Raw genomic sequence first — 13,432 nt, forward strand, 5'->3', positions numbered from 1 at the left:
GGCGGACATGATCGCGACTCTCGAGCCGGTGTCGGTCGCCCTCGACAGCCTAGACTGGCGGGCGATGGAAGATGACGCATCGCAGGACGCCGCCGCGCACGCGGAGGGCGATTCCGCGCGCCGGGAGTTCGAGCAGCAGGCCATCCCGTTCATGGATCAGCTCTACGCCGCCGCGATGCGCATGACGCGCAATCCGGCCGATGCCGCCGATCTGGTGCAGGAGACATTCGTCAAGGCGTTCGCGTCGTGGGCGAGTTTCACGCAGGGCACCAACCTCAAGGCGTGGCTGTACCGCATCCTCACGAACACCTACATCAACAGCTACCGCAAGAAGCAGCGCGAGCCCTACCAGGGAACGATCGACGAGCTCGAGGACTGGCAGCTCGGCGGCGCCGAGTCGACCACGGCCACGCACCGCCGCTCGGCCGAGGCCGAGGCGATCGATCGCATGCCCGCATCTGTCGTCAAGGACGCGCTGCAACAGGTACCTGAGGACTTCCGCCTGGCGGTCTACTTCGCCGACGTCGAGGGATTCGCGTACCAGGAGATCGCCGACATCATGAAGACCCCCATCGGCACCGTGATGAGCCGTCTGCATCGTGGCAGGCGGATGCTGCGGGAGCTGCTGGCAGATTACGCCGCGGAGCGTGGGATCGCCGCGGCCGGCACGAGGAGCACGACATGAGCGACTGCGGCTGCGACAAGGCCAGGCGCGATCTGGAGGAGTACCTCCGCAACGAGATCTGCAAGACCGAGCATGCGGATATCCGGGCGCACCTGGAGAACTGCCCCGGATGCCGCGATGAGGCGCACGTGGCCACGACCCTCACCGAAGTCGTCGCGCGGGCGTGCAAGGAGACCGCTCCGGAGGAGCTGCGCGACCAGGTGATCGCACGGCTGCGGGCCGTGCAGTCCGGTACCCACTGACGTCGGCCCCTCCGGCGCCCTCCGTGCGGCGCGAGCGAGGCGCCCCTTAGGGTGGAGGGATGACCGCCTCCGACGCGCTTGCCGTTCCCGTCGACCCGACCTCCCGGCAGAGACTCGCCGAGTCCGCACTCGTCTACCGCGTCATCGACATGAGCGATGATGCCGACGCCGAAGGGTTTCTCCGCGCGGATTCGCGCGGTTTCCTCGACGAGGATCCGACGGAGAAGTCGATCGCCGAGATGCGCCCGGGGTTCTCGGAGCGACGCAACGTCGGCGTCTTCGATGAGACGGCCGGCACGTGGCCCATCGCCACGGTGAACGGGTGGATCACTCCGCTCACGGTCCCCGGCGGCGAGATCCCGATGTGGGCGATCAGCTCGGTGACCGTCGCCGGTACGCATCGGCGCCGCGGTATCGCACGCAACCTCCTCGAGGGCGAGCTGCGCGCCGCTTCCGACGCGGGGCTGGCGATCGCCGGGCTCACCGTCTCGGAGGCGACGATCTACGGCCGGTACGGCTTCGCCTCCGCCGTGCCCGTGGCATCGGTGACCGTCGACACCGTGCGCGCCGGCTGGGCCGACAGCGCGCGCACCGACGAGGGGCGAGTGCTCTTCTGCGACCGCGAGACGCTCGCCGATGATCTCGGCCGGCTCCACGAGCGCACCCGCACGGCGCGTGCCGGGCAGATCGCCGGATGGGCCGGTCGCTGGAAGCGTGCGGCCGGAGTCTTCGAGAGCGACAAGGAGCGGGCCTCCGTGCGCGGCGTGCACTACCTCGACGCCGACGGCGAGGTCCGAGGAGCGCTGGCGTACACGCTGTCGGAGGTTCCCGACGCCTTCCGCTCCGAGCTGAAGGTGCGCGCACTCATCGCCGAGACCGACGGGGCACTCCGCGCCCTGTGGCGCTTCGTCGTGCAGCACGACCTCGTGGTGCGCGCCCGTGCAGACCTTCGCCCGGTCGATGATCCGTTGCCCTGGCTCGTCGCCGACCAGCGCGCCGTGCAGGTCTCCGTGCACGATCACGGGTGGCTGCGCATCCTCGACGTTCCGGCGGCGCTGGCGGCGCGCACATATCGTGCGCCGCTGGATGCGGTCGTCGCGGTGGACGACCCGCTCGGGTTCGCCACGGGAACCTGGCGGCTCACGGTCGACGGCGGCCAGGCGTCGACCGTGGAGACGGATGGGCCCGCCGACGTGTCACTGGATGTCGCGACGCTCTCGGCGCTCTACGTCGGAGGGGTCAGCGCCGTGCGCCTGCGCGCCGCGGGCCGGTTGAACGCCTCCGCCGAGATCGCCGCGGCGATCGACGACGCGTTCCGCGCCGCCGATGCCCCGCTCCTCGGAATCTGGTACTGACGGGGAGCTAGAGCGTCAGCGCGCGCTTCATCAGGTCGGCCTGCTCGGCGGCGTGCACCTTCGACGACCCGGTCGAGGGTGCCGCCGATGCCGCCCGCGTGATGGGGCGCACCTGTCGGGCGCCTTCCACGGTGAGGAAGGTGAGGGCGAGCGAGGGCCATGCGCCCTGGTTCTCCGGCTCCTCCTGCACCCACACGATCTCGGCGTTCGGGTAGGTGTCGGCGACGGCCTTCAGCTCGGTCAGCGGGGTGGGGTAGAGCTGCTCCACGCGTACGAGCGCGATCCCGGGGTTCGGGTTCTTCTCGAGTTCGGCGCGCAGATCCCAGTGCACCTTGCCCGAGTGGAAGATCACGCGCTTCACGGCCGCGCGATCCAGTGAGCGGTCGTCGTCGAGCACGGGCTCGAAGCGGCCCTGCGTGAAGTCCTCGACCGGGCTCGTCGCACCGCGCAGGCGCAGCATGGCCTTGGGGGTGAACACCACGAGCGGCTTGCGGGGTCGCGCGTAGGCCTGGCGGCGGAGCAGGTGGAAGTACGACGCCGGCGTCGACGGACGCGCGATGATCATGTTGTCCTGTGCGCACAGCTGCATGAAGCGCTCGATGCGTCCCGAGGAGTGATCCGGTCCCTGGCCCTCGTAGCCGTGCGGCAGGAGGAGGACGACGCTGGAGTGCTGGCCCCACTTCTGCTCGGCCGCCGAGATGTACTCGTCGACGACCGACTGGGCGCCGTTGGCGAAGTCGCCGAACTGCGCCTCCCAGAGCACGAGCGACTCGGGTGACTCCACGGAGTAGCCGTATTCGAATCCGAGCGCCGCGTACTCGCTGAGCAGCGAGTCGTACACGAAGAAGCGCGCCTGGCCGTCGGAGAGGTTCGTCAACGGCAGCCATTCCTGGCCGTTGGCGCGATCGTGCAGCACGGCGTGGCGCTGCACGAACGTGCCCCGTCGGGAGTCCTGGCCGGCCAGACGCACCGGGGTGCCCTCGATCAGTAGCGATCCGAAGGCGAGAAGCTCGCCGAAGCCCCAGTCGATCCCGCCGCTGCGCGTCATCTCCACGCGCTTGTCCAGCTGCTGCTGGAGCTTGGGGTGCACGGTGAAGCCCTCGGGCTTGTTCGCGTGCGCCTCGCCGACGAGGGTGATGACCTCCTGCGGAACGCCGGTCTCGTCCGGCGCGCCGACCTGCTCGTCGGTCGTGCTGGCCTCGGGAGCGATCGGGGTGACGCCGGTCTCGGCGGCGTGTGTCTCGGCGAAGGCGATCTCCAGACGGTTCTGGAAGTCGGCCTTGGCCTGGTCGTACTCGTCCTGCGTGATGTCGCCGCGGCCGACGAGCGACTCGGTGTAGAGACTGCGCACCGAGCGCTTGGCCTGGATGAGGTCGGTCATCAGCGGCTGCGTCATCGAGGGGTCGTCGCCCTCGTTGTGGCCGCGTCGCCGGTAGCAGACGAGATCGATGACGATGTCGCTGTGGAACCGTTCACGGTACTCGAACGCGAGCTGGGCCACGTGGATGACGGCCTCCGGGTCGTCGCCGTTGACGTGCAGCACCGGGGCCTGGATCGTCTTGGCCACATCGGTGGCGTACACCGAGGTGCGCGAGTCGTTGGGGAGGGTGGTGAAGCCCACCTGGTTGTTCACGACGACGTGCACGGTGCCGCCGGTGCGATAGCCGCGCAGCTGCGACATCTGCAGCGTCTCGACGACGACGCCCTGACCGGCGAAGGCAGCGTCGCCGTGCACGAGCACCGGCAGCCAGGTGAAGGTGCCGATGGGCTTGCGGTCCTGCTTGGCGCGGACGATGCCCTCCAGCACGCCGTCGACCGTCTCCAGATGCGACGGGTTGGCCGCGAGGTACACCGGCAGCTCGGATCCGTCGTCGGCGACGAAGGTGCCCTCGGTGCCGAGGTGGTACTTCACGTCGCCCGACCCGCGCTGGTTGCCCGGCGTCGCCGTGCCCTCGAACTCGCGGAACACCTGTCCGTACGTCTTGCCGGCGATGTTGGTGAGCACGTTGAGCCGGCCGCGGTGGGCCATGCCGATCGCGGCGCCCTCCAGACCCGCGGTCGCCGCCCCCTGCAGGATCTCATCGAGCAGCGGGATGAGCGATTCGCCGCCCTCGAGCGAGAAGCGCTTCTGGCCGACGTACTTCGTCTGCAGGAACGTCTCGAACGCCTCGGCCTCGTTGAGCTTGTTCAGCACGCGCAGCTGCTCGTCGTGGCCGGGCTTGACGTACTTGACCTCGAGCTTCTCCTGGAACCAGCGGCGCTGATCCGGGTCGGGGATGTGCATGTACTCCACGCCCAGGGTGCGGCAGTACGAGTCGCGCAGCACGCCCAGCACATCGCGCAGCTTCATGGTGCGCTTGCCGCCGAAGCCGTTCGTGACGAACTCGCGATCCAGATCCCAGAAGGTGAGCCCGTGGCTCTCGATCTCGAGGTCGGGGTGCGAGCGCTGCACGTACTCCAGCGGATCGATGTCTGCCATGAGGTGGCCGCGCACGCGGTAGGAGTTGATGAGCTCCTGCACGCGAGCGGCCTTGTCGATCCGCTCGGCGAGGTCGACGGCGATGTCGCTGGCCCAATGTATGGGCGCGTAGGGGATGCGCAGCGCGCGGAAGATGTCTTCGTAGAAGTCGCGCTGGCCCAGCAGCAGCTCGTGCACCTTCTTGAGGAACTCGCCCGAGCCGGCGCCCTGGATGACACGGTGGTCGTAGGTGCTGGTGAGGGTGATCGTCTTGCCCACGCCGAGAGCGTTGATCGCCGTCTGGCTGGATCCCTGGAACTCGGCCGGATACTCGAGGGCGCCGGCGCCGATGATGCAGCCCTGGCCCTTCATCAGGCGCGGCACGGAGTGCACCGTGCCGATGCCGCCGGGGTTGGTCAGCGAGATCGTCGTGCCCTGGAAGTCGGTCGCGGTGAGCTTGTTGTTCCTGGCACGGGTCACGAGGTCCTCGTACGCGACGAGGTACTCGTTGAAGGTCATCGTGTCGGCGCGCTTGATCGAGGGCACGAGCAGGGCGCGGGTGCCGTCGGGCTTGGGCAGGTCGATGGCGATGCCGAGGTTGATGTGCGCCGGGGCGATGACGGAGGGCTTGCCGTCGACCTCGGAGTAGAACACGTTCTGGCTCGGGAACTCCTTGAGCGCGCGGATGAGCGCCCAGCCGATGAGGTGCGTGAAGCTCACCTTGCCGCCGCGGGTGCGCGCCATGTGGTTGTTGATCACGATCCGGTTGTCGATCATGAGCTTGGCGGGGATCGTGCGCACGCTCGTCGCGGTGGGGACGGTGAGCGACTCGTCCATGTTCGCCGCGAGCGTCTTGGTCATGCCGCGCAACGGCGTCACCACGTCTTCGCCGGCATCCTGCTTGGGTTTGTCCTCGGACTTGCTGGGCGCCTGCGCGGGAATCGGCGCGGAGGAGGCCGGCTTGGCCGTGGTGCGCGCCACAGGCTGCTGGCCGATCACCGGGATGGGGGCGGTGACCGGATGCGTCTGCTCGGTCTTGCCGGCCGCGGTCGTGGCCTGCGAGGGCTGGTACTTCTCCAGGATGGGCCACCACTCCTTGTCCACGGAGTCGCGGTCGACCTTGAACTGCTCGTAGAGCTCGTCGACGAGCCAGGAATTGGCTCCGAACTCCTCGTCATTCGAAGTCCCGACGCCCGTCGTCTGGCTCGACACGCTCGATCGCCCTCTTTCGTCGCTGAAGTGCGGTTTCCGCCGCCTGTGGAGAACTTTTCCGTGCGGCGTTCTTTACTGGTAAAGCCTAACGTGTCCAGGGGTGTGCTCAGGCCTCTCTGAACCTTGCGACACGCCGCTGCCGGTACCCTGGAGACATGCAGTTCTCCGGTGAGCGACCCATGGTCGACCTGACGTACTCCGACGTCTTCCTCGTGCCCCGTCGCTCCGATGTGACCAGTCGGCTCCAGGTCGACCTCGCGCCGCAGGACGGCACCCCCGCGACGATCCCGCTCGTCGCGTCGAACATGAACTCGGTCACGGGTCCGCGCCTGGCCGCAACCCTCGCCCGCCGCGGCGGCATCGGCGTGCTGCCGCAGGACATGGCGCTGCAGCAGCTCGACGAGTCGATCCGCTGGGTCAAGCGTCAGCCGGTCGCCTGGGACACGCCCATCGTGCTGCCGCCGACGGCCTCCGTCGAAGACGCGCTGCGCCAGCTGCCGGCCACGGACGGGCACGGCTTCGTCGTCGCCGAGCCGGGCGAGTCGATCGACGCGGAGTCGATCATCGGCACCCTGCCCGCCGCGCGCCTGGCGACGGCCCTGCCCGATGCACGACTCGGCGACCTCGTGCGGGGAAGCTCGCCGTCGCTCGACGCCGACGACGTCCAGGGCGGCCGCGCCGCGTTCGATGCGATCACCGCCGCCGACGCCGAGATGATGTGCGTGCTCCAGCACGGACGCCTCGTGGGCACGCTCACCGCCCGCAGCGCACTGCGCTCAACCCTCTACCGCCCGGCAGTGGACGGCTCCGGGCGGCTCGCCGTCGCCGCCGCCGTCGGCATCAACGGCGATGTCGCCGCGAAGGCCAAGGCTCTCGCCGCGGCCGGCGTCGACGTGCTCGTGGTCGACACTGCCCACGGGCATCAGGAGGGCATGCTCCGCGCCCTGCAGACGGTCTCGGGGCTCGGGCTCGGCCTGCCCATCGTCGCGGGCAACATCGTCACGGGCGACGGCGTGCGCGACCTCGTCGACGCGGGCGCCTCGATCCTCAAGGTCGGCGTCGGCCCCGGCGCCATGTGCACCACGCGTATGATGACGGCCGTGGGCCGCCCGCAGTTCTCCGCCGTGCTCGAGACCGCCGAGGCCGCCCGTGCGGTCGGCGCCCACGTCTGGGCCGACGGCGGCGTGCGCTACCCCCGCGACGTGGCCCTGGCGCTCGCCGCGGGTGCGGCGTCCGTGATGATCGGATCCTGGTTCGCCGGAACAGTCGAGGCCCCCGGCGAACTGCAGAGCGATGCCGAGGGACGCCTGTTCAAGGAGTCGTGGGGGATGGCCTCCACGAAGGCCGTCCAGGCGCGCTTCGGCCGTCTGGACGCGTACGATCGCGCCCGCAAGGAGCTTTTCGCCGAGGGCATCTCGTCGTCGAAGATCTACCTGGATCCGCTGCGCCCCGGTGTGGAGGACCTGCTCGACATGATCACCTCCGGCGTGCGGTCGTCGTTCACCTACGCGGGAGCGTCGAGCGTTCCCGAGTTCCACGAGCGCGCCACGGTCGGCCTGCAGTCCGCGGCGGGATACGAGGAGGGCAAGGCGCTCCCGGTCAGCTGGTGACCGTCCGAGGCCTTTGATACGACGGCGCGGGCTTTCACAGCCGATCCGGATACAATCTCCTCACCATGGACGACCCTCCTTCTTGTAGTCCCTCGCCCCACCGTCCGGCCTCTGCTCTTGCGGAGGTGCACGCCTGATGGATTACGTCTGGCTCGGCGTGGGGCTCCTGCTCACGATCGGCACGGGTCTGTTCGTCGCCAGCGAGTTCGCTCTGGTGAACCTCGACCGTGCAGACCTGGAAGCGCGTCGCGATCGCGGCGAGACGCGGCTGGGAATGACCATCGCCGCGTTGAAGATCACGTCGACGCATCTCTCATCCGCTCAGCTCGGGATCACCCTCACGACGCTGCTGACCGGATTCACGATGGAACCGGCCCTGTCGAACCTGCTCGGTCCCGTGCTGCGAGGCTGGGGCGTTCCTGCCGGTGCCGTCGCACCGATCGGCGTCATCGTGGCGATGTTCGTCGCCACGATGCTGTCGATGATCATCGGCGAACTCGTGCCGAAGAATTTCGCCCTCGCCCTGCCGGTGGCCACCGCGAAGCTGGTGATCCCGTTCCAGACGGCGTTCACCTGGGTGTTCCGGCCGGCCGTGGCCCTGCTCAACGGCAGCGCCAACGGCGTGCTCCGTGCGATGGGGATCGAACCGAAGGAAGAGCTCTCCGGTGCACGATCGGCCGAGGAGCTCTCCTCGCTCGTGCGTCGCTCCGCCAGCGCGGGGGTGCTCGAAGCCGACACCGCCTCGCTCCTGGATCGCAGCCTCCGCTTCTCGCGTCTCACGGCCGATGACGTCATGACGGCGCGCCCCAGCATGCACGCCATCGCCGCGGGCGACTCCGCCGACGACGTCATCCGTCTCGCTCGCCGCACGGGGCACAGCCGCTTCCCGGTGTACGACGATTCGCTCGATGACATCGTCGGCGTCGTGCACCTCAAGGCCGCCGTGTCGGTGCCGCGCGACCGCCGCGCCGACGTGCCGGCCGCCGCGCTCTCGTCCGAGCCGCTGCGCGTGCCCGAGACGCTGCACTTGGACGTGCTGATCTCCGAGCTGCGCAACCGCGGCTACCAGATGGCCATCGTCGTCGACGAGTACGGCGGCACCGCCGGCGTGGTCACGCTCGAGGACCTCGTGGAGGAGATCGTCGGCGAGGTCGCAGACGAGCACGATCGCAGTCGCGCCGGCGTCATCCGCAACCGTGACGGGCTCATCAGCTTCCCCGGTGAGCTGCGACCCGACGAGCTGCGCGAGAGCACCGGCATCGATGTGCCGGAGGGCGATGTGTACGACACGGTCGGCGGATACGTGATGAGCGTGCTCGAACGCGTGCCCGCCGTCGGCGATGAGGTGCTGCTCGACGGCGGCACCCTCCGGGTCGTGCGCATGCACGGCCGCCGAGTCGACCGCATCCGCTTCACCCCCGCGCCGGCCGCGGTCGACGATGAGGGGGTCGGCCGATGAGCGACTGGGCAGGTCTGGTCTGGCTGGTCGTGCTGCTGATCGCCAACGCCTTCTTCGTGGGGGCGGAGTTCGCCGTGATCTCGGCGCGCCGCTCGCAGATCGAACCGGCAGCCGAGCGCGGCTCCCGATCGGCGAAGACCGCGCTGTACGCGATGGAGCACGCCACGTTGATGCTGGCGACCTCGCAGCTGGGCATCACGGTGTGCTCGCTGCTCATCCTCAACGTCTCCGAACCGGCGATCCACCACCTGCTGGCCGTGCCGCTGCACGCACTGGGCCTGGCGGATGCCGCCGTGGACGGGATCGCCTTCGCGATCACGCTCGTGCTCGTGTCGTTCCTGCACGTCGTGTTCGGCGAGATGGTGCCGAAGAACCTCGCGTTCTCGGTGCCCGACCGTGCCGTGCTGATCCTGGCCACGCCGCTGGTGTGGATCTCGAAGGTGTTCTACCCGATCATCCGCGCGCTGAACGCGACGGCCAATGGCGTCGTGCGGCTGTTCCGCGTGGAGCCGAAGGACGAGGCCGCCTCCACCTTCACGCTCGACGAGGTCGCCACGATCGTGACGCAGTCCCGGCGCGAGGGCGTGCTCGATGACCTGTCGGGCACGGTGGCCAAGGCCGTGGAGTTCACCGACAAGAAGGCCCGAGACATCGCCGTGCCGCTGGACTCGCTCGTGACGCTGCCGATGGGCTCCACGCCCGAAGACGTGGAGCGCGCGGTCGCCAAGCACGGATTCTCCCGCTACGTGACCGTCGACGCCGAGGGACGCCCCACCGGCTACGTGCACCTGAAAGACGTGCTGCGCTCGGAGGATGGGCCCGACGGGTCGGCGTCGTTCACGGAGCCGATTCCTGCCAAGCGCGTGCATCACATGGTGCCGGTGCAGGAGGACACCGACCTCGAAGACGCGCTCACGATCATGCGTCGCGCCGGCCGTCACCTCGCCCAGGTGCGCGATGGGGCGGGCCAGACCACGGCCGTGCTGTTCCTGGAGGACATCCTGGAAGAGCTCGTCGGGGAGGTGCAGGACGCCACTCGTCGCGGGCACGGGCGGTGAGCCCGTGCATCGGGCTCACCGCCAGCGGGCGCGCAGGTACTGATCGGGCCAGTAGGGCACGTCGACGCCGAGCTCGTGGGCCGCGCGCAGGGCGAAATGCGGGTCGCGCAGCCATTCGCGGGCCGCGAAGATCGCGTCGGCGTCACCCGCCTGCAGCACGGCCTCGGCCTGTGCGCCCGAGGTGATGATCCCCACGGCCGATGCGGGGATGCGTCCGCCGCGGCGCACGGCGGCGGCCAGCGGAACCTGGTAGCCGGGGTGCACCTCGATGCGCTGATGGGCGACGAGGCCTCCGCTGGAGACGTCGATGAGGTCGGCGCCGTGTTCGATCGCCCGGTCGGCGACGACCGCCGCCTCGTCGGGTGAGAATCCGCCCTCTGCGTGATCGGTGGCCGAGATGCGCACGAAGACGGCGCGATCGGGGCCGGCGGCCTCGCGCACCGCGTCGACGACGCGCAGCAGCAGGCGTGCGCGGTTCTCCAGCGAGCCGCCGTACTCGTCGTTGCGGAGGTTGCTCAGCGGGGAGAGGAACTGGTGCAGCAGGTAACCGTGCGCGCCGTGCACCTCGAGCACGTCGAACCCGCCCTCCACGGCACGGCGCGCGGCGTCGGCGAAACCCGCCACGACCCGCTCGATGCCCGCGGTGTCGAGAGCGACCGGTTCGTCGAACCCTTCGAAGGCCACTGCCGACGGTGCCGTCGTGATCCATCCGCCCTCGGCAGCGGGCACTGATCCGCGCTCGGATGCCCACGGCCACCACGTCGAGGCCTTGCGTCCGGCATGGGCGAGCTGGATGCCCGCGGCGGCGCCGCGGTCGTGGATGGCGCGGACGATGGGCGCCCACGCGTCGCGCTGGGCGTCGTTCCACAGTCCGGAGTCGCGCGGGGAGATGCGGCCCTCGGGCACCACGGCGCTGGCCTCGGCGACGATGAGGCCGGCGCCGCCGGAGGCGAACTGGGCGAGATGGGTATGGTGCCACTCCTGCGGCACGCCGTCGACGGCGCTGTACATGCACATGGGCGATACCCACAGGCGGTTTCGGATCTGGACGGCGCGGACCGACACGGGCTCGAACAAGAGGCTCACCCCTGCGACGTTAGCGCTCTCTCCGAGGGGCGGCGTCGCTCCTCCGGAGAAAAGGGCTCGCGCACTAGCGTGGAGTCATGCCCCCGCTTCGCCCGTGGACGCGTGCCGACACGCGAGAGGCGCTGCGCGCACCCCTCGCCGATGACGACAAGTACCGGCGCGGAACGGTGGGCCTGCGCACCGGATCGGATGCCTACCCAGGGGCCGCCGTGCTCGGGGTCGAGGCCGCATGGCGCGCCGGCGCAGGGTTCGTGCGGTACATCGGTCCCGTGCGGGCCGCCGACCTCGTGCTCGCCCGGCGTCCCGAGACGGTCGTCACCCTGCCCGAAGACGCCGATCCGCTGCCCCGTGTCGACGCCTGGGTGATCGGCTCGGGACAGGATGGGCGACGGCGCTGCCTCGAGGAGGAGAGCGGACTGCGACGCATCCTCGCGGGGGATGCGCCCGTGGTCGTCGACGCCGCGTCGATCGAGCTCGCGCCGGACGCGACGGCGCCGCTGATCGTCACCCCTCATGAGCGCGAGTTCGCACGGCTGCGGGAGCAGCTGCGCCTCGACGCGCTGTCGCCCGACGATCTCGCCGTGCCGGATGCGCGTGCCGAGGCGGTGGCAGAGACGACGCAGGCGCTCGGGTATCCCGTGCTGCTCAAGGGCGCGCGCACTCTCGTCGCCGAGCCCGACGGCGAGATCCTCGCCGTCGAGGCGGGCACGCCTTGGCTCGCGACAGCGGGAACGGGAGACGTACTGGCCGGCGTCATCGGGGCGCTCTCGGCAGCGCGGCCCGACCTTCCGCTCCCACGCCTGGCCGCGGCTGCCGCCTGGCTGCACGGTGTCGCCGGTCGCCGGGCCGCGGGTCACCGGGCCGCGGGCGCCTTCGGCGGCGGGCATCCGCTCGTCGCGCTCGACGTCGCGCATGCCCTTTCCGCGGTGCTCGGCGAGGTGCTCGACGACGTGCAGGACGACGACGGCGCCGATCGCGACGAAAGCGCGCCCGAGTGACGAGTCGCGCCCGGCGGCGGCCGAGGATCGCGCTGTGGGCGGCGTTCGTGCTCGTGCATGCGCTCGTGGCATGGCTCGGCTGGATGCTGCCCGGTCAGCCCATGGGCGATGTCGTGCTGGTGTACGAGCCGTGGTCGACGAGCGCGGTCACCGGCGGCGCCGTCGTGGGCATCACCGAACCGTGGGTGTATCCGCACCTCGCGCTGGTGCCGATGCTGCTGGCCAAGGGCATCGCCGTGCTGCTCGCGCCGCTGAGTGCGCTGTTCGGGGCGCTGAGCGGGAGCGGGGCGTATCTCGTGGCGTGGGCGCTGCTGGTGACGCTCGTCGATGCCCTCGGGTTCCTCCTGCTCACCGGCGGCCGCCGCAGCGTCGCCCGCAGGAGCGCGGCGTGGTTCTGGCTCGCCGCGCTGGTGCTGCTCGGACCGGTCGCGATGTACCGGATCGATGCGATCACCGTGCCGCTCGCGGTGATGGCCGGCGTCTGGCTGATCTCGCGCCCCGCCGTCGCCGCGGCGCTGCTGGCGGCAGCCGCCTGGATGAAGATCTGGCCCGGCGCCGTGCTGCTGGCCGCCCTCGCGCTGCTGCGCCGCCGGATGCGGATGCTCGTGGCCGCCGCGCTGGTGACGGCAGGCGTCATCGGGCTGGTGGCGCTGCTGGGCGGCGGGCCGTTCCTGCTGTCGTTCCTCACCGAGCAGACCAGCCGCGGGCTGCAGATCGAGGCGGTCGCCGCCACGCCGTTCCTGTGGTTGGCCGCCGCAGGCCGCGCGCGCATCGACTACAGCTACGACATCCTCACCTTCCAGATCGGCGCCCCCGGTGCCGGGCTCGTCTCGACGCTGCTCACCCCGGTCATGGTCGTCGTCGTGCTCGCCCTCTGCGTCCTGGCCGTGCGGCGGCTGCGCGACGGTGCCGATCCGCTGCGGCTGCTGCCGCCGACGGCCCTCGCGCTCGTGGTCGCCCTCATCGTGTGCAACAAGGTCGGCTCGCCGCAGTTCCAGGTGTGGCTGATCGCACCGGTGATCCTGTGGATCCTGTACGACCGGCGTCGCGCGGGCACGGCGGTGACCCTCGTGCTCGTGCTGTGCCTGCTCACCCTGGCCGTGTACCCGATCACGTACGACGCGCTACTGCGCGCCCAGGTGCTGCCGATCGTGCTCCTCACCGCCCGCAACGCGCTGCTCGTCGCTCTCGGTATCGTGGCGGTGCGGGCCATGCTGCGCACGCCGCGTCAACGGTCGCGCCGCCCCGCCTGATCCGCCGTCCGCGATT

Annotated in this window: 10 protein-coding genes; 8 read left to right on the plus strand and 2 right to left on the minus strand. The window is 70.2% G+C overall.

The annotated features are described in order from the left end of the window. Positions 1-7: 7 nt before the first annotated feature. The 3 genes from BKA02_RS10330 to BKA02_RS10340 are packed head-to-tail and all read left to right on the plus strand — an operon-like array spanning position 8 to position 2,282. Positions 8-685 carry a sigma-70 family RNA polymerase sigma factor gene (locus BKA02_RS10330; RefSeq protein ID WP_179433775.1) on the plus strand — a complete coding sequence of 226 codons (678 nt, stop codon included), beginning with the start codon at positions 8-10 and terminating at the stop codon, positions 683-685. Next, a complete protein-coding gene (locus BKA02_RS10335) occupies positions 682-927 on the plus strand; it encodes a zf-HC2 domain-containing protein (protein WP_179433777.1) in 246 nt (81 codons plus the stop codon). The genes BKA02_RS10330 and BKA02_RS10335 overlap by 4 nt, the downstream gene beginning before the upstream one ends. A gap of 59 nt (positions 928-986) precedes the next feature. Continuing rightward, complete coding sequence (locus BKA02_RS10340) at positions 987-2,282, plus strand: GNAT family N-acetyltransferase (RefSeq protein ID WP_179433779.1); 1,296 nt, start codon at positions 987-989, stop codon at positions 2,280-2,282. A gap of 7 nt (positions 2,283-2,289) precedes the next feature. On the opposite strand, the gene BKA02_RS10345 is transcribed toward BKA02_RS10340, so the two are convergent. Beyond that, positions 2,290-5,952 carry a multifunctional oxoglutarate decarboxylase/oxoglutarate dehydrogenase thiamine pyrophosphate-binding subunit/dihydrolipoyllysine-residue succinyltransferase subunit gene (locus tag BKA02_RS10345; protein ID WP_179433781.1) on the minus strand — a complete coding sequence of 1,221 codons (3,663 nt, stop codon included), beginning with the start codon at positions 5,950-5,952 and terminating at the stop codon, positions 2,290-2,292. A 155-nt stretch (positions 5,953-6,107) separates the two neighbouring features. Between BKA02_RS10345 and guaB1 the strand changes: the two genes are divergently transcribed. The 3 genes from guaB1 to BKA02_RS10360 all read left to right on the plus strand — a co-directional run bounded on the left by guaB1 (position 6,108) and on the right by BKA02_RS10360 (position 10,079). Continuing rightward, on the plus strand, positions 6,108-7,562 hold the full coding sequence (guaB1, locus tag BKA02_RS10350) for a GMP reductase (protein ID WP_179433783.1): 1,455 nt from the start codon (positions 6,108-6,110) through the stop codon (positions 7,560-7,562). A 136-nt stretch (positions 7,563-7,698) separates the two neighbouring features. After that, positions 7,699-9,021 (plus strand): hemolysin family protein, encoded by a 1,323-nt coding sequence (locus BKA02_RS10355; protein ID WP_179433785.1) that lies wholly within the window; start codon positions 7,699-7,701, stop codon positions 9,019-9,021. Next, positions 9,018-10,079, plus strand: a complete 1,062-nt coding sequence (locus BKA02_RS10360) for a hemolysin family protein (protein WP_179433787.1) — start codon at positions 9,018-9,020, stop codon at positions 10,077-10,079. The genes BKA02_RS10355 and BKA02_RS10360 overlap by 4 nt, the downstream gene beginning before the upstream one ends. Positions 10,080-10,094: 15 nt before the next feature. Here BKA02_RS10360 and BKA02_RS10365 read toward each other — a convergent pair whose 3' ends face one another. Then, positions 10,095-11,165, minus strand: a complete 1,071-nt coding sequence (locus BKA02_RS10365; protein ID WP_179433789.1) for an oxidoreductase — start codon at positions 11,163-11,165, stop codon at positions 10,095-10,097. Positions 11,166-11,242: 77 nt separating this feature from the next. On the opposite strand from BKA02_RS10365, the gene BKA02_RS10370 reads away from it, so the two are divergent. Then, entirely contained in the window at positions 11,243-12,163 is a 921-nt protein-coding gene (locus BKA02_RS10370) for an ADP-dependent NAD(P)H-hydrate dehydratase (RefSeq protein ID WP_179433791.1), read from the plus strand. Then, positions 12,160-13,416: a glycosyltransferase 87 family protein gene (locus BKA02_RS10375; protein WP_343045391.1), complete on the plus strand. Its 1,257-nt coding sequence runs from the start codon at positions 12,160-12,162 to the stop codon at positions 13,414-13,416. Before BKA02_RS10370 ends, BKA02_RS10375 begins: the two co-directional genes overlap by 4 nt. Positions 13,417-13,432: the final 16 nt, after the last annotated feature.

It is taken from the genome of Microbacterium pseudoresistens (assembly GCF_013409745.1).
GTDB lineage: Bacteria > Actinomycetota > Actinomycetes > Actinomycetales > Microbacteriaceae > Microbacterium > Microbacterium pseudoresistens.